Below are 21,402 nucleotides of genomic sequence, written 5' to 3'. Positions count from 1 at the left end.
AGGGAGGGAAGAATATTGAAAAAAATAGTTGGATTTTTATTATTAGCACTCGTACTTGTTATTTCGGCCTGTAGTTCAGATACCGATACTGGAAAGGAATCTGACAAGAAGGAAGAAAATGCAGATGGTGCAGTTGAAATCTTTAGCTGGTGGACCGGTGCCGGTGAAGAGGATGGTCTTTTAGCTTTAATCGATTTATTTAACGAAGTGCACCCGGATATTGAAGTTAAAAATGCAGCTGTAGCTGGTGGAGCTGGAACTAACGCGAAAGCAGTTCTAGCGACAAGAATGCAAGGTAATGATCCACCCTCAACATTCCAAGTACATGGTGGAGAAGAATTGAACAAAAGTTGGGTTGCCGCAGATAAAATGGCTCCCCTGAATGATTTGTATGAAGAAAATGAATGGATGGACAAATTCCCCGAAGCGTTGATTGACCTAGTTAGTAATGAGGGCAACATCTATTCGGTTCCTGTAAATATTCACCGTGGAAACGTCATGTTCTACAACAAGGAAGTTTTCAAGGAACACGGAATTGAAGTACCTACAACAATAGATGAGTTTTTCACTGTTGCTGAAAAATTGAAAGATGCTGGCGTTACGCCATTAGCATTGGGCGATAAAGAGAGTTGGGAAGCAACTCAAATCTTTGAAAACGTGCTAGCTGCCGAAATGGGTACAGAAGATTATATTAAACTATTTTCTGGTGAAATCGATTTCACGGATAGTAAAGTAGTTAGTGCTGCTGAAAAGTTTGGAAAAATTCTTGATTATGTGAATGAAGATCATGCTTCCCGTAACTGGCAGGACTCTGCACAGCTAGTAGCAGAAGGCGAAGCCGCAATGCTTAACATGGGAGACTGGGCAAAAGGTTATTTCGTGAATGATCTGAAGCTGGTTACCAATGAAGATTATGGTTACTTTGCATTCCCAGGTACTGAAGGTGACTTTGCTGTTATCACGGATACATTTGGATTACCAAAAGGTATTTCAAATGTCGATTCTACGAAGCAATTCTTAACGGTTCTTGGTTCTGTTGAAGGTCAAGATGCATTTAACCCGTTGAAGGGATCGATCCCGGCACGTATTGATGCAGATCCTTCGAAGTATGATGATTACGGAAAAGATACAATTGAAGATTTCAAGACCGCAAAACTATTTCCAAGTCTAGCTCACGGATCAGCCGCATCGGAAGGTTTTGTGACGAAAGCAAATCAAGCTGTCAATATATTTGTAACACAAAGAGACGTCGATAACTTTATCGATTCTTTGCAAAATGCAGCACCTGATATGTAAAAAAAGTATGGGGCAGCCTCTAATAGCGGCCCCATCTCTTTTATATAATAGGAAGAAACCTCAAACTGAGGAGGGGTAAATTTGGAGAAAGAAATACCAGTGCGAAAGAAAAGAAAATTATCAAATGATCATTTAACAGCTATTGCTTTCTTAATTCCGTCCATTATTTTAATTTTAATTTTTGTTTACGGATTTATAAGTTGGACGGGCTATCTATCATTAAGTAATTATAATACGATTGTTCCGGATTTTTCCTTTGCCGGACTAAAAAACTACATTTATTTATTTAACGATTTCCGCTTTCAGGCAGATTTACGAAACACTTTATTCTTCACGATTTTCTTTATAGGGATTGTCATTTTACTAGGTCTAGGACTTGCGATTTTATTGGATCAAAAACTAAAAGGTGAATCCATCTTTAGGAATATCTTTTTATTTCCAATGGCATTGTCATTTATCGTTACAGGGGTTGTATGGCAGTGGTTATTGCACCCATCAACCGGGTTCAATAAGTTTTTAATTCATTTTGGAATTGAACCAAAATGGTATACAGATACGACAATACTAGCAGGATTTAAATGGGGAAGTATTGAGTTCGGCTTGCCAGTAGCCATTATCGCGGTCGTTATCGCGGCTGTTTGGCAAATGACCGGTTTTTCATTAGCGATGTATTTAGCGGGATTACGTGGAATTGACGAGGAATTACGAGAAGCCGCAAGAATGGATGGAGCTAACGAGTTCCAAGTTTACGTAAAAATTGTTTTACCAATACTTATCCCAATTACAATGAGTGTTGTCATTATTATGGCGCATATTTCATTGAAGATATTTGATTTAATTTATGCGATGACAGGCTCTGGCGCAAACTTTGTTACAGATGTACCAGGACTATACATGTTTGAAACTACATTTAGAGGAAACTATTATGCAAATGGTGCCGCGATCGCAATTATCATGTTACTGTTAGTCGCCGTATTTATTGTCCCTTATTTGTGGAATAGTAGAAAGGGTGAGAGTTAATGGCGAAATTACGAATAGGCACCGTTGTTAAATACGGATTACTAGTTTTTATATCAATTCTATTTTTAACGCCGGTTTATGTAATTATTATTACAAGCATAAAACCGCTTGATCAAGTTTCGCTTTCACAAATGTGGGCTTTGCCGACAGCAATTGATTTTAGTTCGTATAAGATGGCATTTGAAAGCTTAAAACCTAATCTATTAAATAGCTTGTATCTAGTAATACCTGCGACATTACTATCAGCATTGTTAGGTGCTATGAACGGATATATTTTATCGAAATGGAAATTTAAAGGGTCCGATCTTATCTTTACGTTTATCTTATTCGGTATGTTTATCCCTTATCAAAGTATTTTGATCCCAATGATTCAATTTTTACGGAATATTGGACTGTATAATACAATTCCCGGATTAGTGCTCGTCCATGTTGTTTATGGACTACCTATCACGACGCTCATGTTTAGAAACTTTTATGCAAGCATTCCAGATGAGATGATTGAGTCAGCGCAAATAGACGGCGCAAACTTTTTGGGTGTATTTAAGAATATTATCGTCCCATTATCGATTACTGGATTTGTCGTCGTAGCCATTTGGCAATTCACAAATATTTGGAATGAATTCTTATTTGCTGTTACGATTACAACGGGTGATAAACAGCCAGTTATGGTCGCTTTGCAAAACTTATCAGGAAGTCAAATTGTACAATGGAACGTACAAATGGCGGGGGCATTACTCGCAGCATTACCGACATTAATCGTCTATATTTTCCTTGGAAAGTATTTTGTTAGAGGATTATTAGCAGGTTCAGTAAAAGGATAAGCATGCGGTATTTAAGTTCATGTAAGCGATCAGAACTTAGTAATAACGTAAGTATAGAAATCAATTAAAAATCCATGGGAATGAAACAATTCCCATGGATTTTATTATGTTTTATGAGGAAAAGAGTCTTTATGCTTCTGAACTAAATGAAAAAACTGTTTGTTTTTCATATATTTCATCGGCATTCAGCACGACCGTTGGAAAGCCTTCATGGTGTAGTGAAGCTGGTGAGGCTTGTGTTTCAAAACAGACACCTAGATAAGGTTTTGAATAACCTTCTGCTAACTCAATACCCTCATTAAGGGTGTTGGCAGTGTACATAACAAGCCCAGGCTGATTGGATTTAATCGACATGATGCGTCCACTAGTCTCCTCCTTAACCTCAACATTTTTTTGCCCCTTTTGATTGAAAATAAAATAATGATCGTATCCGTGATTAGCGATTAAGTTTTGATTGGATGTTGAGCTAATGCCGTCAGCAAGATATCGTCCACTACGTAAATCAAAGGGGGTATTAGCCACATGAATCTTTTTACCGGTGGGGATTAGGTCTTTATCAAGTTCAATAAACTCATCGGAATCTATTGTTACATGATGATTGTGTATCGTTTCGGCTAAATCGCCACTTAAATTAAAATAAGAATGATTGGTTAGTGAAAGTGCGGTTGATTTATCAGTTGTTGCTGAATAATCAAGGATGAGCTCATTTTTATTAGTCAAAGTATAGGTAACAGAAACCTCTAGATTACCTGGATATCCGCCTTCACCATCCGGGCTTGTATGCGTTAATCTAACGCCAACTGTTTCAGCTGTTTGAAATGGGTGAGCGGTCCAAATTACTTGATGAAATCCAACGGAGCCACCATGAATGTGATGGACACCTTCGTTAGTTTCCAATGTATGTGTTTTACCGTCGAGTATAAATGAAGCGTTTTGAATTCTTCCGGCAACACGCCCAACAATCGCGCCTAAATAGTTGGGGTTATCTACATAATCGGAAATGTTTTTATAGCCAAGCACAACGTTTTCGACCTTTTTATTTCGGTTAGGCACACTAATATTTGTAATAATACCTCCAAAGTCTAGTAAGCTTACACTCATGTTGTGATCATTGGTTAGTGTATATAGGGTCCAATTGTTTATTATTTCTCGCGATTCTATGTTCATATAACTGACCCCTGTTTGTTTAAGGTCTTAATAAATCGTTCACTTGCATTTTGTTCTTTAAAAACACCAGCATCGCGAAGAACTTTGGCAAACTTATCTGCGAGTTCCTTTTCGATAATCGAGTCAATTTGATCTTGCCCGGAAAGGTCAGCGTATTTATCTTTCATCTGCTCTGCCCATTGTTGATGGTAGGGGGCTACTTCTTCAGTTCCACCGATTAAGAAATTCTTTATCTCAGCTAATTCATCTTTAAGACGCGCAGGTAACACAGCTAGTCCCATGACTTCAATGAGTCCAATGTTCTCTTTCTTTATATGATGAACATCGGCGTGTGGGTGGAAAATACCTAGTGGATGTTCATCAGTTGTTCGGTTGTTTCGTAAGACGATATCAAGTTCAAACTTGTTGTCGCGCATTCGGGCAATCGGCGTAATTGTATTGTGCGGCGTATCGTCACTAAATGCTTTGATATTTGCCTGCTCGTCACTATAGTTTTGCCACGTTGTGAATACATGTTCCGCTGCTAGCACTAAGGAGTTTATGTCTTCACTTTGTAGGCGAATGGTTGTTAACGGCCACTCTAGGACAGCGGCTGAAATAGTAGGGAACTCATCTATCGTAAATGAAAATTGATTTTCCGCGTTGGTCATTGGGAATACGTATCTTCCCGCTTGGTAATGATCATGGCTTAAGATTGAACCGCCGACAATTGGTAAATCAGCATTTGATCCGATAAAGTAATGTGGGAATTTATCCACAAAAGTAAGCAGTCGTGTGAAGGTATCTTTGCCAATCTTCATATCGCGATGCTCTCCGGAGAGTAAAATGCTGTGCTCATCATAATAAACATAAGGTGAGTATTGCAAATACCAATCTTCGTTTCCAAGTGGTACTTGAATGATTCGGTGATTGGCGCGAGCTGGATACCCGGTTCGACCTACATATCCCTCATTTTCGACGCATAATAAACATTTGGGATAATCGACATTGCTTTTCAATTCTCGTTCCCTTTTAATTTGTTCAGGATCTTTTTCGGGTTTTGACATATTAATCGTAATATCCATTTCACCATAAACTGTATCGGCCTTAAAGTGGATGTTTTTCTTAATGCGGTTCATTTGAATATAATTACTATTTTTACTTAACTCATAAAAGTAATCCGTTGCTTCGATGGGTGAATTCTTATATTTTGTTTGGAAAGTCTCATTAATAACGGAAGGTCTGGCGACAAAGCAATTCATAATATTGGCAGAAAGTATTTCTTTATCATCAAAAACATTTTCAATGACATTTGATTCTATTGCATAGGCAATTATTTTTTCGAGTATGTTTGGAATCGTATCATCTGTCACTTCCTGAGTTGTTTGAGGAAAAGAGTCTAGGCCCAAAAGTGCGAGTACTTGGTTACAAGCGTAAATTCGGTCTGATTGATGAATTAGTTCAGTATCAATTGCTTTTTGAATAAGTCCGTTTATATCTTGGAAAATCATTAGTTAGCCACTTCCTTTTGATAACCATATGGGTTTTTACTATGCCAGTTCCACGCATCCTGAATAATTTTATCAATCGAAGTTCGAGTGGGCTGCCAACCTAATATGGTGGCGGCTTTCTCTGAACTTGCGATTAGAACTCCGGGATCGCCTGCACGACGTTCACCTGATTTTGCGGGAATATCTTTACCAGTCACAGCCCGTGCAGTTTCAATCATGTCTTTTACTGAAAATCCTTGACTGCTGCCGAGGTTAAACACGTCACTCTTTCCACCGTCATTTAAATAGTTGAGCGCCAGAAGATGCGCGTTGATCAGGTCTTCTACATGCACATAATCACGGATACAGGTGCCATCAGGTGTGTCGTAGTCTTCTCCGTAAATGGTGATATGTGGGCGTTGCTCGAGTGCCGCCTCAAGAATAATTGGGATAAGGTGTGTCTCGGGGCTATGATCTTCGCCAATTTCTCCAGATTCTCTGGCACCGGCAACATTGAAGTAGCGCAAAGAAACATAACGAGTCCCGTGTGCCTGTTCACACCACTTCATCATTTTTTCCATCGTTAGCTTTGTTTCCCCGTAAGTATTCGTAGGGTTGGTCTTCATATCCTCCGTAATAGGAACAGAATCAGGTTCGCCATAGGTTGCGGCAGTTGAAGAAAAGACGATTTTCTTTACATCAAATTCTGTCATGACTTGCAATAAAACCTGTGTACCATAAACGTTATTATCAAAGTACTCGAGTGGTTTTTCCATAGACTCACCAACAAGCGAATTTGCCGCAAAATGGACGACAGAATCAATCGTTTCCTGTTCGAACACTTGTCGCATAAACGCAATGTCCCGAATATCGCCTTCATAAAACTTGGCATCTGGATGGATTGCAGCTCTATTTCCAGTTTGAAGATTATCGATAATAACAACTTCTGATCTTTGGTCGATTAGTTGATAGACTGCATGTGAACCAATATATCCTGCGCCACCTAATACCAATACACTCATTTACGCCATCTCCTTAGTAATTTCTTTAGCACCGTCGCCAATTGCTGCTGTATAAAACGAAGCTTCATAACCAATCTTTTCTGTATAGATTTTATTCACATTTTCTTTGAAGCTATCGATTTTATCTTTTTCTACTATCGCAATTGCGCAACCTCCGAAGCCAGCACCAGTCATGCGGGCACCTATAACACCTGGTTGGTCCCTAGCTGCTTTGACGATTGTATCAAGTTCAAGGCCCGTCACTTCATAATCATATTGAAGGGACTTGTGTGACTCATTCATCAACCGTCCAAATTCGGTTAGTTCACCCTGTTCTAATTTCTCTAGTGCCTCTAAAGTTCTTTGGTTTTCATAGACTGCATGTTTTGCGCGTTTTTGGTTGATTTCATCTGTAATGAGGTGCTTATGTTGTTCAAATTGCACGTTTGTTAAATCACCAAGGCTTTCTATTTCTAGTTCAGTTTGTAATTCTGCCAATGCTTGTTCACATTGCGTCCGGCGTTCATTGTATTTTGACCCCGCCAAAGTTCTTTGTTTATTTGTGTTGATGATCATAATCGCATGATCATCAAGTTCGATAGGGGCATAGCGGTAAGTCAACGTTTGGCAGTTTAATAAAATAGCATGATTTAATTTCCCTTTACCAATTGCAAATTGATCCATAATCCCGCTATTGACGCCGATATAATCATTTTCTACTTTTTGACCAAGTTTAATCATATCAACGCGGTCGATGACTAAATCGAATAATCCCTCTAACAATACGCCTGTGACCATTTCAATTGAAGCAGAAGAGGAGAGGCCCGCGCCATTTGGAATGTCCCCGTAAAATAGGATATCCATACCAGTTGAAATGTTGAATCCACTCTCACTCATGTACTTAATCATACCTTTGGGGAAGTTCGCCCAGTCATGAGTCGCATTATAAGTCAAATCGCTAAGGTCAGCTTCAATGATTCCACTGTCTGGGAAGTTCAGCGAGTAAAAACGCAATTTCTGATCATCCCGTGTTTGTGCAAGTGCATATGTCCCAAAAGAGATAGAGGCGGGGAAGACATGGCCGCCGTTGTAATCGGTATGTTCACCAATCAGGTTGATGCGCCCTGGCGCAAAAAAGGTGCGTGGTGTTGCGGTACTTTTAAATATGGATTGAAATTCATTTAGTAAATGTATTTTTGACAAAGGATATAGCCTCCTGATAAACTTGGTTAATTAACTTTATTAAGTTAATTGTACACCACTTTGAAAGAATTTTCAATCCTTTTATAGTCTGATAACGATGTGAAACAAAGTGAATAAAATACAAAGATTAATGCATGTAAAAGGAGGAGTTAAATTGACGATTAGAATAGGGATTATTGGAACCGGTTATTTCAGTATGTTTCATGCAAATATTATAACGAAATTAGCAGGGGGCAAATTAACGTCTATATGTGGGACAAGCTTAGAAAAGGCAGAACGAATGGCTTCGAATTTTACGGATGTAAAAGGGTACGATCAATTGGATGATATGCTGGATGCGGAGCAATTGGATGCAGTCTATATCTGTGTTCCACCGATGGCGCATGGGAAAATAGAGCTGGAGTTAATCAAGCGGGGAATACCATTCCTAGTAGAAAAACCATTGGGGAATGATGTTGAATTACCAACAACTATTTTGGAGGAAATTAAGAAGAAACCACTGATTACCTCAGTAGGCTATCATTACCGCTATAGTGAATCGATTGCCAAGTTGAAAGAATTAATAAAGGGTCAAAATATTGGTATCGTTCTCGGACAATATATGGGGGATATGCCAAAAGTCCAGTGGTGGAGAAATCAAGCTAGTTCTGGCGGACAATTCGTCGAACAGACGACGCATATTGTGGATTTATTACGATATATTTGCGGGGAAGTTGATGAAGTGTATTCAGTATTTAGTAATCAAATACTCTCTTCGAAAGATGAATCTGTTACGGTAGCGGACGTGGGAACAGTAACTATGAAGCTGCGTAATGGTGTTGTAGCTAATATATCAAATACTTGTATACTACCCGAAAGTATAGGGAAATCAGGCATTACTTTATTTACGGATCAAGGGTTGTTTGAATGGTCACCCGGAAAGTTAGTAGTGACTATGAAAGATTCCACAAGCGAGTATATAGATACCGTGAATGCATATGAGAAGGAAAGTGAAGCATTCATTCATGCGGTACGAACAGGAAATGCATCAGGAATACTGTCTGACTACGAGGATTCTTATAAAACACACCAGGTGACTTCTGCTGCGCTAAAATCAGCAACAGAAAAATCGCTAATAAGATTATAGATATGGTAGATACTGCTGTAGGTTAAATCACATCAAGCGAATAAAACTGGTGCATATGATAGGTTTGTATATGAATTGTCTGTAAACTGCCCATCTACAAAAGAATTGAAAATGTACAATATAAATAATGCAAAACTACTGATATAGGTGATCTTTCAAAGAGGAAAATAGATGGTATAAAATCTTTGTTTTCAAGAATAATCATTTGAAGGGCCCAACTTTATTCGGTGTTATGTGGAGGTGTAGATATTCGAAGAGGAACATTTGAGTGGATGAAATCGGTCAACCGATCAATCATTCTTAATAGAATCCGTACAGAATCGCCCATATCACGGGCACAAATAGCGAAGGATACAAAGTTAACCCCGCCAACGGTTAGTAGTAATGTGAAGGCGCTAATCGAACAAGGGCTTGTTATAGAAAGCGTACTTGGCGAATCACAAGGTGGACGAAAACCAACGATGTTGTTAATTAATAACGAGGCTTTTTATGTTATTGGGGTGGATGTGGGACCGCAGGAGATTGATTATGTTATTGCGGATTTAGCAGGAAATATCGTGACTAGGACAGAAAGAAAGTTGCCGACACCGATTACAAATTCTGAGTTCCTTGTGATACTTAAGGAAGGTGTCAATGCGGTAATAACGGATACTACGATTGAACTGGAAAAAATCATAGGAATCGGTGTGGCGATGCACGGCGTTGTAGAGGTAGAGACAGGTACTTCACTGTTCGCACCGAATCTTGGCCTAACCAACATTCCAATTAAGGAAGAGCTCGAGAAGGAGTTTGAACTGGAAGTAAAAGTTGAAAACGATGCAAGGGCTATGGCGCTTGGTGAATCATGGTTTGGCAATCATGGTGAACTAGATAGTATGCTGGTCGTGAATTTAGGTCGTGGTGTAGGTGCTGGTCTAGTGATCAATGGGAGACTTTACCACGGTGCACAGAACATAGCCGGTGAAATTGGGCATATGACGATTGATATCAACGGTGCAATTTGTGAATGTGGAAATCGTGGCTGTTTACAGACATTCGCAACGGGTTCAGCGATTACGAAGCAGGCTAGAAAAGTATTAAAAGAACATCCTATAAAAGATATTGAAGCTAGCTCGATTACTGGTGAAAAAGTATATGAAATGGCGCTTGCAGGTAATCAAGACTTTGTGAAAATACTGGAGAATACCGGTGGAATTCTTGGGATAGGTCTAACAAACTTAATTCATATTATTAATCCCAATAAGATTGTTTTAGGTGGTGGGGTGACCAAGTCAGGTAAGTATATTTTACCTGCTGTTCAGACAGCGATAGAACAACGAGCATTGACGCCAAAATCTAAAATGACTGAAGTTACGCTTTCTGAACTTGGAGAGGATGCAACGATAATCGGAGCAATCGCCTTGCTCTTAGAAGACCTTTTTGATCCAGTATAGTTTTTTAGACTCAGGAGATGACCTATACAATGAAGAAGTACTTGACGAAAAAATGGTCAGTCATTAGTATTGCCATTTTTTGTTCGATTTTATGGGGGAGTGCATTTCCTGTATTGAAGGTAAGTTATGAAGAATTACAAATGGTACCAGAAGATACAATTGCCAAGGTTGTATTTGCAGGTATGCGTTTTCTTTTGGCCGGCTTAATCTTATTGGTAGGCCTATTTTTTGTTAACCGAAAGTCATTATTCGTGTCTCGAAAACAAATTCCGGTCCTAATTTTATTTGGATTTACGCAAACTGCATTACAATATTATTTCTTTTACAATGGGCTCGCAAATACTACAGGAATGAAAGGTGCAATCCTTGCATCTAGTGGTACGTTCTTTACAGTTATGTTGGCGCATTACTTCTATATAAATGATAAAATGAACTGGCAAAAGACAATCGGTTTAATTGCGGGATTTGCGGGCATTATTGTCGCCAATTGGGGTCAAGACTTTCAAATGAGTTTTCAATTCACTGGAGAAGGTTATATGATCCTAGCTGCATTGACTGGCGCGATTGGGACAATCATGGCGAAGGAGATGGCCGTTGGTATTCACCCATTTGCTTTAACAGGCTGGCAACTAACAATAGGTGCTTTGGTGATGTTAATAGTGGGATTACCACAATTACAAGAAGATGCAATGACGTTTACGCCGTTAGGATGGGGACTCTTTGTTTATTCAGCATTACTTTCTGCGGCAGCATTCGGACTTTGGTACTCACTACTTAAATATAATAAAGCTGGGGAAATAAGCATTTATAAATTTGCAACGCCCGTGTCTGGAGCGATATTGTCGGCATTGTTTATACCAGGAGAACAATTAACATTATTTGTAGTTGCGGCATTGGCCCTTATTGCAGTCGGATTTGTGGCGATTAATTATAAACCGAAATAGATCTGGAAAAATAAAGTTATTATAGTGAAAGCTATTCATAATAATAGGGGGAATACAAATGAAAAAAGTTCGTTGGGGCATACTAAGCACCGCTGGGATTGCACAAAAAGAACTGATACCAGCCTTTAAACGTGCAACAAACGCAGTCGTGACAGCAATTGCGACAGGTAGTGGGATAGAAAAGGCAAACGATGTAGCAGAGCGGTTTTCAATCGATAAAACGTATGACAGCTATGAAAAATTGCTAGCAGATCCCGAAATCGATGCAGTGTATATTCCGTTACCAAATCACTTGCATAAAAAGTGGGTAATAGAGGCTGCCAAAAAAGGGAAGCATATACTATGCGAGAAACCAGCCGCGATAAATGCCGATGAGTTTAGAGAAATGGAACAGGCTTGTAAAGAACATGATGTTTTATTTATGGAAGCATTCATGTATCACTTCCATCCACAACATGAGCGCGTGAAGGAAATCATCGAATCAGGTGAAATAGGTGAAGTTTCCTATATGCAAGCAGGATTTACTTTTTACTTGGAAGAGGAACGCCGAGGAAATAATATCCGGATGAGTGATCAAAAAGGTGGCGGCAGTATTTATGATATTGGAAGCTACGCAATACACTCGTTAAGAAATATTCTAGGGGCAGAACCCGAATCGGTCCACGTTCATGCAATTACGGATCCTGATTATCATATAGACACAGATGTTGTTGGCTATTTAACATTTCCAAATGGTATACGAGCCTCATTCGATTCAAGCTTCAATTTGGCTATGCGCAATGAATATAGAGTGTTTGGTACAAAGGGCAGCATCGTTGTTCCGCGGGCCTATCGACCGGATAACAACGGCGGAGACGGGCTAATCATAGTTGAAACAAATGGCGTATCAAGAACAGAAACGTTAAACGGTGACCAATATCGCAACGAGATAGAACATCTGTCACAAGCGATATTAGAAGGCAATCGTCAGCTTAACCATGACTCTTCGAATACGCTAAACAATATGCGTGTAATTGATGCTTGTTACGAATCAATTAAAACAGGTAAACGGGTTACGTTAGCGCAGTGAGCAGGTTATTCTGGAGGAAATCCAGTTGACAATTTAAGCGATAGAAAGTAAGCTAAAAAAAGGGACCATTATAAAAACTCCCATTGATATTACTTATTATTTGATAATAATATTGCATTTAAGATACAGGATTCAATGATCATAAAGCAGTTTAAAAAACCCTTCGATTAGGGGAAAGGTGAGGCGAAAAGACATGAACGAAAAAATTAATAACAAAAACCAGAAACTTGGCGAAATACTTACAGATATGGGCCGTGTAATGGTTGCATTTTCTGGTGGCGTTGACAGTGCTTTGGTATTAAAGCGTGCACAGGAGGAGCTTGGAGACCAAGTCTTAGCGGTGGTTGTAGCGTCGGAATTGTTCCGTAAACAGGAGTTTGAAGATGCGGTACAATTTGCTGAAGACATGGGTGTTCAAGTTTACAAAACGGAGATTAAAGAACTAGAAAATCCAGAGATTGTTGCGAACAATCCTGAGAGTTGGTACCACAGTAAGAAAATGCTTTATTCACACCTCAATGAATTAGCACAGGAGTTGGGCTATCCATACGTTCTAGACGGAATGATTATGGATGATTTGGAGGACTTCCGTCCAGGTTTGCGTGCAAGAACAGAACAAGGCGCTCGTAGTGTTTTACAAGAAGCTGACTTATATAAGGATGAAATTCGTCAACTTGCAAAGCAGCTAGACCTCCCAGTTTGGGACAAACCAGCGTCATGTAGCCTTGCGTCAAGAATTCCATATGGTATTGAAATTGACAAACGTAAAATTGAACAAGTAGATCAAGCAGAAATCTTTTTAGCTCAACTTGGATTCAATCAAGTTCGTGTACGTCATCATGAAAATGTTGCCCGTATCGAGGTAACACCTGAGCAAATCACCGAGCTAATGAAGCATCGTGAGAAAGTCGAACTAAAACTTACTTCACTCGGTTTTGCTTATGTTTCGGTAGATTTACGTGGATACCGCACAGGAAGTATGAACGAAGAATTACCAGAAAGTCTATTGGACACAAAACTAGAAAAAGTAAGCGTTTAATCAAACGAATTACATCCCCTCTACAACAAGAAATAGTAAGTGTGTTATTTTAACCTAAGAGGGGAATTTTACTTTTACTATAATAGTAAATATCTTTTCTTAAAAAGCCTTGAAATAAATCTATATCGCAATTACTTATATAGGTGTATTTAATTTGTCCGCCAAACAAACTAAACTATAATAAATTATTAAAGTTTCCTACTTTTAATCAAGAAAAGGAAGCGTTGCTAACTATGAAAACATTTATTACAGAGGACTTTTTACTATACAATGAAGCAGCAAAAGTACTGTATCATGGAACTGCCAAGAATTTGCCAATAATCGATTATCATAACCATTTAAATCAACAACAAATTCTACAGGATAAGAACTTTACGAACCTGTCTGAAATTTGGTTAGGCGGGGACCATTATAAATGGAGAGCCATGCGTGCAAATGGAATCGATGAATCTTATATTACTGGAGAGAAAAGTGATTACGAGAAGTTTTTAGCCTGGTCTAAAACGGTACCGAATACATTAGGGAACCCCTTGTATCATTGGACTCATCTTGAACTACTCAGATACTTTGATATTGATGAGATTTTGGATGGAAAATCAGCACCCGCTATTTGGGAAGAAGCGAATAAGAAACTAGCTACTAAAGAAATGTCGGTCAGATCCCTGCTCAAAAAGAATAAAATCGAATTTGTGGGAACAACAGATGATCCAACAGACGATTTGGCAGCACATATTGAATTACATAAAGAAGGATTCAAGATTAACGTTTCCCCTTCTTTTCGTCCTGACAAAGGGTTGAATATCGAAAAAGAAGACTTCATATCGTGGGTAGAAAAACTTGAACTGGCAACAAACTCGTCTATTGAAAGTTATGATTCTTTTTTAACTGCTTTAGCCAGTCGAGTTGAATATTTCGACGAGCATGGTTGTCGTAGTTCGGACCACGGTATAGAAAAAATGTTTTATGAGCAGGCAACAAAGTATGAAGTAGCAGCTATTTTCCAAAAACGCCTTCAAGGTAGGGCATTAACAAAAAAAGAAGTCGAACAATATAAGACGTATACGCTACTTACTTTGGGTGAATTGTATGCTGAAAAAGGTTGGGTAATGCAGCTTCATTTAAGTCCGTTAAGAAATAATAATACAAGAATGTTTAAGCAGCTAGGTTCAGATAGTGGCTTTGATTCTATTGGAGATTTTCAAATAGCAGAAAAACTATCAGGCTTTCTAGATGCATTAGATGTAAATGATAAACTGCCAAAAACAATCTTATATAGTCTAAATTCAAATGCTAATAATGTTCTTGCTGCAATGGCGGGAAATTACCAAAGTTCAGAAGTAGCAGGAAAAGTTCAATTAGGAACTGCCTGGTGGTTTAATGATACAATTGACGGCATGGAAAGCCAGATGAAAACGTTGGCTAATATCGGCTTAATTAGTAACTTCATTGGTATGGTAACGGACTCAAGGAGTTTCCTTTCGTTCCCAAGACATGAGTATTTTAGAAGAATTTTATGTAATTTACTTGGTACATGGGTAGATGAAGGTAAAATTCCTAAAGATATGGCATTATTGGAGAAGTACGTTAAAAATATTTGTTATGAAAACTCAAAGCGGTATTTTGACCTTTAAGGTTCAGAAACCCTAATTAGTATGATAAAATTCAAAGAACGGAAAGGAAATGACAAAATGACAAAACAACAAATTGGTGTAATTGGTTTAGCAGTAATGGGAAAAAACTTGGCATTAAATATTGAAAGCAGAGGGTATTCTGTCGCTGTTTTTAACCGTACTGTTTCAAGAACAGAGGAGTTTTTGGAAAACGAGGCAGCAGGAAAAAACTTTTTCGGTGCAACAAGTATTGAAGAATTTGTAAACTCATTGGAAGTACCACGTAAAATCCTTTTGATGGTTCAAGCAGGGGCTGCAACGGATGCAACAATTTCATCTTTAATGCCTTATCTCGACAAGGGTGATATTTTGATTGATGGTGGAAATACATTATTCGAAGACACAAATCGTCGTAACAAAGAACTAAGTAAAGCAGGTATTCATTTCATCGGAACGGGCGTTTCTGGTGGAGAAGAGGGTGCGCTTAATGGGCCTTCGATTATGCCTGGTGGACAAAAAGAGGCATATGATTTGGTAGCACCTATCTTTGATGCAATTGCAGCAAAAGTAGATGGGGAACCTTGTAGTACATATATTGGACCTGAAGGTGCGGGGCATTATGTGAAAATGGTGCATAACGGTATTGAGTATGGCGATATGCAATTAATTGCAGAAGCATATGCTATTTTGGATCATGTCCTAGGCTTAGATGCTCAAGACCTTCATGAAGTATTTTCAAAATGGAATGAAGGCGAATTGGATAGTTACTTAATTGAAATTACAGCTGAGATTTTCACAAAAGTAGATGAAGAAACAAATCAACCAGTAGTGGATGTTATCTTAGATAAAGCAGGCCAAAAAGGAACAGGTATGTGGACAAGTAAAAACGCGCTAGACCTAGGCGTACCGCTACCGTTAATTACTGAGGCAGTATTTGCACGTTGCATTTCTTCGATGAAAGAAGAACGTGTGAGAGCGAGTAAGGTGTTAATAGCGCCTGAAGTTGAAGAGTTTGAAGGTAATAAAGAAGAGCTGATTGAAGCAATAAGAAAAGCTTTGTATATGAGTAAAATTTGTTCGTATGCACAAGGCTTTGCACAAATGCGCGCTCATTCTGAAGAAAACGGCTGGGATCTACACTACGGAGATATTGCAAAAATCTGGCGTGGCGGTTGTATTATCCGTGCTCGATTCTTACAAAATATTACAGATGCATATGAAAAAGAACCAGGTTTGGAAAACTTATTATTAGATACTTACTTTAAAGATATTGTTGGCGAATACCAATCTGCATTACGTGAAGTTGTATCGGTAGCTGTTAAACACGGTATTCCGGTTCCAACATTCTCAAGTGCAATTTCTTATTACGATAGTTACCGTACAGCAAATCTACCAGCAAATCTAATACAAGCACAGCGCGATTACTTTGGTGCGCATACGTACGAAAGAAAAGACAAAGAGGGATCATTCCATACGAACTGGTTCTAATGTTGAAAGAAAAAATAGAACTCCCTTTTCAGGGGAGTTCTATTTTTTACCTAAATCTTAAATTATTTACTACTAGCCAATTTATTAGATGGGATAGAGTTTTCAGTTAACGTCAATATAAGTTGAGGAACCTCTAAGAAACGCTGAATGGCAAGTGCACATGCGCCCATGACACATGATTTATTATCAAAATCTGATAGAACTAAATCACGGTACTGGCTTACTGTGAAATTTAAATTATTTTTTATTTCATCCACAGCGTTTGGATACAGTTTTAATATCTCACTTGATAAAACTAATGTTTCTGGGTTGTACATATTGATGATGTTATTAAGTCCAACAGATAAATCAATAATAAATTGGTCCATTAGTTTAATCGCGATAGGGTCCTGTTTTGCAATCAAATTGGCTACATCATCATAATTTATATTGGGAATGTTCAACTGATTGGATAACCGTGCAAGCAGGGTTGGTTCCGATGCGTATTGCTCCCAACAACCATTGTTGCCACATGGGCATGCTTCACCGTTCCGGGCAATAATCATATGGCCCATCTCGCCGGCATAGCCGTCAAAACCTGTGTGGAGTTTTCCATCAATCATAATACCTGCGCCAATTCCAGATGATAAAATGATGCACAGTAAATTATTGCTTTCATGATGTTTATATACACGCTCTGCATAAGCAGACAAATTTGCGTTATTTTGGATGGAAATATCGATGTCTAGTTCTTTGCTAAGATCAGACTTCAAGGATTTATTTTTCCATTGATAGGTCGGGACAAAATTGATTTCATCCTCATTATTGACAGTACCATGGATCCCGATGGTTACACTGACCATTCCATAACGACAATTTGCATAAGTATTTTTATAGGCCTTAATATGTTTAGTGAGCAAGAGGACAATATCTTCATAATGAAGGCTATCCAAGGTCAACGAATCATAGCAGACTGGATTACCGCCTAAGTCAGAGACTAAAAATCTAATCATATTATAATCGATATCGATTCCTAATACGTAACCCGCGTTTTTGTTAACGGATAGCATGATTGGTCTTCTACCAACAACGTTATGCTCTAACTTTGTTTCATAAATCAATTCTTCATTTAATAAGTCGGCAACCTGCACTGATATTGTTGCTTTGTTCAGTCCCGTAATTTTGGATAAGTCTGCCCTGGAGATCAAACCGTACTCTATTATTTTACTTAAAAGCAAATTCCTGTTAATTTTTTTTATGTATGCTCCATCACCAGTGATCATTTGTGTGTCCCCCTGTATTAATAAAGTTAATAAAGTTATACTCGTTCAAGGAATTCCCAAACATTATTTAGATTGTTTAGCCACCGAAGAAACATTACATTGAATACATTATAGCATAGCGTAGAGAGGGATAATTAAAATGAAAATACTATACTTTGACTGCTTTTCCGGAATTAGTGGGGACATGGTTATTGGTGCTTTAATAGATGCAGGTGGAGATTCGGACAACTTAGTACAAGAATTGAAAAAACTTAATATAAAAAATGAATACGAATTAAAATTCGATAAAGTAATTAAAAATGGGATTACAAGTACGAAATTTGATGTTTTATTGACTCATGAAAAGCATGAAGAAGGACACGAAGACAATCACAAACACGACCATGATTTAGAAGAACATGAACATCATGATCATCGATCGTATAAAGATATTGTGAAGTTGATTAAGGCAGCCGAATTTTCTGAGGAGGTACAAAGTACTGCAATTAATATCTTTAAAAGAATTGGCGTAGCGGAAGGTAAAATCCATGGCGTGCCACTTGACGAAGTTCATTTTCATGAGGTGGGAGCAGTGGATTCGATAATTGATATTGTCGGGACGGCTATATTACTTAATCAGCTAAATATAAAAATGATCAAATCATCACCTATTCCTGTAGGTTCTGGAAAAATACATATTGATCATGGCGTATATCCAGTACCTGCACCTGCTACATTAGAAATTTTACGTGGAATCCCGATTGCCAAAAGTGATTTAAGTGGTGAGTTAGCAACGCCAACGGGGGCAGCAATTGCGGGTGAACTTGCAACGGAATTTTGTACAATTCCAGCTATGACAGTAGAGTCAATTGGCTACGGAGCTGGTACGAAGAGTTTTCCAAATCATCCAAACGTCCTGCGGGTTATTATTGGGGAGTGAGATAAACCCTTCAATGACAGGAAAAATGGATTATAACTATTGATAAGTATTTATAGAACGGGAAAGATAGATATCCCGTTCTATGGTCCGAAAATCTTACCTTATATTCATCTTATCGAAAGAACAATGACTCCAACAAACCTCTCTATTGATGATTATTGACGAAAAAACGGATGAATGATATTCTGTAATTAAGCATTTGTTTGGACGATAAACAAACTACATGTACTTTGAGAATTAGATTGATACAATAGCAATTGCAAGGGCTTTCAATTGTTTGGAAATTAAATAAGGGACCCGTAGGAATTCCAAGGGTTTTTCAGGTTTTGTTATAACAACGGAAATAATATTACTAGGAAGACTTTATAAACATAACTGTGGCTGAGTTATAGCTTAAGGGCTTGCCAATCGAAAAAATATTAAATAGGAGTGGATCATTTATGGGGATTATTGAAGAGCTTTTAAAGGATATTCCATTGCCGAAAATGACGAAAGTTCGACAGTCATTTGCCAATGAAAAGTTGGATAATGTCGACGCGGCATTACAGGAAGCATTGCAAAGAGAAGAGATTCGAAAAACTGTAAAACCTGGTATGGAAATAGCGGTAGCTGTAGGCAGTAGGGGAATTGACCAACTTGTCGAAGTTACGGCTCGCACGATTAATTTCTTACAAGATCTCGGCGCAAAACCATTTATTGTCCCAAGTATGGGAAGTCACGGGGGAGCATCTGCAGAAGGCCAAACTGCGGTATTGGCACATTTGGGTGTAACTGAAGAAACTGCTAATTGTGAAATCCGTTCGTCGATGGAAGTTGTGGAGATTGGAAAGTTACCGAATGGCCTACCTGTTTATGTTGATAAACTTGCTTCAAAGGCAGATGGGATTGTCGTCATCAACCGTGTAAAGCCGCATACTGCTTTTAGAGGTACTGTTGAAAGTGGCGTTATGAAGATGATCGCCATCGGTTTAGGTAAACAAAAAGGTGCTGAAGCCTGTCACCAATTAGGATTTGAGCATATGGGCAAGCATATTATCCAGATGTCTAACATGATTATTGATAAACTGCCTATTCTTTTCGGCGTTGCGACAGTTGAAAATGCTTTCGATAAAATTGCACACATCGAAGTGCTGTTACCGCACGAAATTGAAACGAAAGAAACAGAGCTTCAAAAGTTAGCGAAAGAACTCTTACCAAAAATTAACTTCGATAAAATCGATGTGTTAGTCATCGATGAAATTGGTAAAAATATTAGTGGGGATGGCATGGATCCAAATATTACGGGACGTTACCCCACCCCTTATGCGCACGGAGGACCTGAAGTTAATAAGATGATAGTGCTGGATTTAACTCCGGAAACAGAAGGCAATGCGAACGGTGTAGGTACAGCTGACTTTACAACGCAGCGCCTAATTGACAAGACGGACTGGGCAGCGACTTATGCAAATGGACTCACATCAACAGTTGTCGCACCAACAAAGGCTTCAACGACGTTGGCTAATGATCGACTGGCATTAAAAGCAGCGATTAAAACGTGTAATATTTTTGATTTCACTAAAGTAAAAATGGTTCGCATTAAGAATACGCTGGAACTGAGCGAGATCGAAGTATCGGAAGCTTTACTGAATGAAGTAGTAGCGCATGATTATTTAACACAGATAACAGACTTATATGAGTTGAAGTTTGATGATGAAGGAAATTTAGCTTAATACTACTAGGGGGAAATTAGTGTGAATAACTTATTTGATTTGACTGGAAAAACAGCAGTTGCTATAGGCGGCAACGGTGTCTTAGGTTCAGCAATGGTTAAAGGGTTAGCAAACCAAGGTGCACAGGTAGCTATTGTCGGCCGTAATATTGAGACTGCTGAGCAAGTTGCAAAGGACATAATAGACGGCGGTGGCTTAGCCAAGGCATTTCAAGCTGATGTTGTTTCAAAAGAATCACTTGAAAATGTTGCGAATGAAATTGAAGCGTGGTCAGGCGGATGGGATATCCTAGTAAATGCACCAGGAACGAACAGTCCTACACCGTTCTTCGACATAGCCGAAGATGAATGGGATCATATTATGGATGTTAACCTAAAAGGAATTGTATTAACAACGCAAGTATTTGCAAAAAGAATGATTGAACAAGAACGAAAAGGAAGTATTATTAATATATCATCCGTTTCTTCTACAACGCCATTGTCGAGAGTATTTACATATTCTGTTTCAAAAGCAGGCGTTAATAACATGACACAATTCTTGGCGCGTGAATTCGCACCTCATGGTATTCGTGTAAATGCAATTATTCCAGGATTCTTCCCAGCGGAGCAAAACCGTAAAATTCTGAGCGAAGATAGAATTGCATCAATCATGGGCCATACACCTATGAACCGATTTGGGGATCCAGAAGAATTGGTTGGAACGGCAGTTTGGCTTGCGTCAGATCGTGCATCAAGCTTTGTCACTGGAACGCTAATTCGCGTAGATGGTGGATTTGGAAGTATGACAATTTAAGTATCGTCATGCCTTCTGCTTAGTAAATAGAAAG

Annotated in this window: 18 protein-coding genes; 13 read left to right on the top strand and 5 right to left on the bottom strand. The window is 38.6% G+C overall.

What is annotated here, in order from left to right; translation table 11 throughout:
• Positions 1–12: 12 nt before the first annotated feature.
• The 3 genes from KSU66_RS08285 (at position 13) to KSU66_RS08275 (ending at position 3,137) form a co-directional block, all read left to right on the top strand.
• Positions 13–1,296, top strand: coding sequence for an ABC transporter substrate-binding protein (locus KSU66_RS08285; protein WP_443028959.1), 1,284 nt, complete (start codon positions 13–15; stop codon positions 1,294–1,296).
• An 81-nt stretch (positions 1,297–1,377) separates the two neighbouring features.
• A complete protein-coding gene (locus KSU66_RS08280) occupies positions 1,378–2,316 on the top strand; it encodes a carbohydrate ABC transporter permease (protein ID WP_269050973.1) in 939 nt (312 codons plus the stop codon).
• Positions 2,316–3,137: a carbohydrate ABC transporter permease gene (locus KSU66_RS08275; RefSeq protein WP_269050972.1), complete on the top strand. Its 822-nt coding sequence runs from the start codon at positions 2,316–2,318 to the stop codon at positions 3,135–3,137. The genes KSU66_RS08280 and KSU66_RS08275 overlap by 1 nt, the downstream gene beginning before the upstream one ends.
• Before the next feature lie 129 nt (positions 3,138–3,266).
• Here KSU66_RS08275 and KSU66_RS08270 read toward each other — a convergent pair whose 3' ends face one another.
• From KSU66_RS08270 to KSU66_RS08255, 4 genes are read right to left on the bottom strand one after another with little or no spacing between them, the layout of a single operon-like run.
• Entirely contained in the window at positions 3,267–4,304 is a 1,038-nt protein-coding gene (locus tag KSU66_RS08270) for an aldose epimerase family protein (RefSeq protein ID WP_269050971.1), read from the bottom strand.
• The gene (gene galT / locus KSU66_RS08265; RefSeq protein WP_269050970.1) at positions 4,301–5,794 is read right to left on the bottom strand and encodes a UDP-glucose--hexose-1-phosphate uridylyltransferase; all 1,494 of its coding nucleotides are present in this window, start codon (positions 5,792–5,794) and stop codon (positions 4,301–4,303) included. Before galT ends, KSU66_RS08270 begins: the two co-directional genes overlap by 4 nt.
• A complete protein-coding gene (gene galE, locus KSU66_RS08260; protein ID WP_269050969.1) occupies positions 5,794–6,795 on the bottom strand; it encodes a UDP-glucose 4-epimerase GalE in 1,002 nt (333 codons plus the stop codon). The genes galT and galE overlap by 1 nt, the downstream gene beginning before the upstream one ends.
• Positions 6,796–7,977, bottom strand: a complete 1,182-nt coding sequence (locus tag KSU66_RS08255) for a galactokinase (protein WP_269050968.1) — start codon at positions 7,975–7,977, stop codon at positions 6,796–6,798.
• A gap of 154 nt (positions 7,978–8,131) precedes the next feature.
• On the opposite strand from KSU66_RS08255, the gene KSU66_RS08250 reads away from it, so the two are divergent.
• The 7 genes from KSU66_RS08250 to gndA all read left to right on the top strand — a co-directional run bounded on the left by KSU66_RS08250 (position 8,132) and on the right by gndA (position 16,686).
• A complete protein-coding gene (locus KSU66_RS08250; protein WP_269050967.1) occupies positions 8,132–9,103 on the top strand; it encodes a Gfo/Idh/MocA family protein in 972 nt (323 codons plus the stop codon).
• Positions 9,104–9,351: 248 nt separating this feature from the next.
• Positions 9,352–10,536, top strand: a complete 1,185-nt coding sequence (locus tag KSU66_RS08245; protein WP_269051216.1) for an ROK family transcriptional regulator — start codon at positions 9,352–9,354, stop codon at positions 10,534–10,536.
• 29 nt (positions 10,537–10,565) lie between these two features.
• A complete protein-coding gene (locus tag KSU66_RS08240) occupies positions 10,566–11,480 on the top strand; it encodes a DMT family transporter (RefSeq protein WP_269050966.1) in 915 nt (304 codons plus the stop codon).
• Positions 11,481–11,538: 58 nt separating this feature from the next.
• The gene (locus tag KSU66_RS08235; RefSeq protein WP_269050965.1) at positions 11,539–12,549 is read left to right on the top strand and encodes a Gfo/Idh/MocA family protein; all 1,011 of its coding nucleotides are present in this window, start codon (positions 11,539–11,541) and stop codon (positions 12,547–12,549) included.
• A gap of 193 nt (positions 12,550–12,742) precedes the next feature.
• Positions 12,743–13,588: an ATP-dependent sacrificial sulfur transferase LarE gene (larE, locus tag KSU66_RS08230; RefSeq protein WP_269050964.1), complete on the top strand. Its 846-nt coding sequence runs from the start codon at positions 12,743–12,745 to the stop codon at positions 13,586–13,588.
• 233 nt (positions 13,589–13,821) lie between these two features.
• Positions 13,822–15,219: a glucuronate isomerase gene (gene uxaC, locus KSU66_RS08225; RefSeq protein ID WP_269050963.1), complete on the top strand. Its 1,398-nt coding sequence runs from the start codon at positions 13,822–13,824 to the stop codon at positions 15,217–15,219.
• A 57-nt stretch (positions 15,220–15,276) separates the two neighbouring features.
• Positions 15,277–16,686: an NADP-dependent phosphogluconate dehydrogenase gene (gndA, locus tag KSU66_RS08220; protein ID WP_269050962.1), complete on the top strand. Its 1,410-nt coding sequence runs from the start codon at positions 15,277–15,279 to the stop codon at positions 16,684–16,686.
• Between the two features lie 62 nt (positions 16,687–16,748).
• Here gndA and KSU66_RS08215 read toward each other — a convergent pair whose 3' ends face one another.
• The gene (locus KSU66_RS08215) at positions 16,749–17,948 is read right to left on the bottom strand and encodes an ROK family protein (RefSeq protein WP_269050961.1); all 1,200 of its coding nucleotides are present in this window, start codon (positions 17,946–17,948) and stop codon (positions 16,749–16,751) included.
• A gap of 139 nt (positions 17,949–18,087) precedes the next feature.
• On the opposite strand from KSU66_RS08215, the gene larC reads away from it, so the two are divergent.
• The 3 genes from larC to KSU66_RS08200 all read left to right on the top strand — a co-directional run bounded on the left by larC (position 18,088) and on the right by KSU66_RS08200 (position 21,368).
• A complete protein-coding gene (gene larC / locus KSU66_RS08210) occupies positions 18,088–18,867 on the top strand; it encodes a nickel pincer cofactor biosynthesis protein LarC (RefSeq protein WP_269050960.1) in 780 nt (259 codons plus the stop codon).
• A gap of 440 nt (positions 18,868–19,307) precedes the next feature.
• Entirely contained in the window at positions 19,308–20,576 is a 1,269-nt protein-coding gene (locus KSU66_RS08205) for a lactate racemase domain-containing protein (protein ID WP_269050959.1), read from the top strand.
• Between the two features lie 21 nt (positions 20,577–20,597).
• Complete coding sequence (locus KSU66_RS08200; RefSeq protein WP_269050958.1) at positions 20,598–21,368, top strand: SDR family oxidoreductase; 771 nt, start codon at positions 20,598–20,600, stop codon at positions 21,366–21,368.
• Positions 21,369–21,402 lie beyond the last annotated feature (34 nt).

Source organism: Sporosarcina sp. G11-34 (assembly GCF_026931025.1).
Note: the sequence above shows the minus strand (reverse complement) of the source record. Positions and strands in the feature narration are given on the sequence as shown.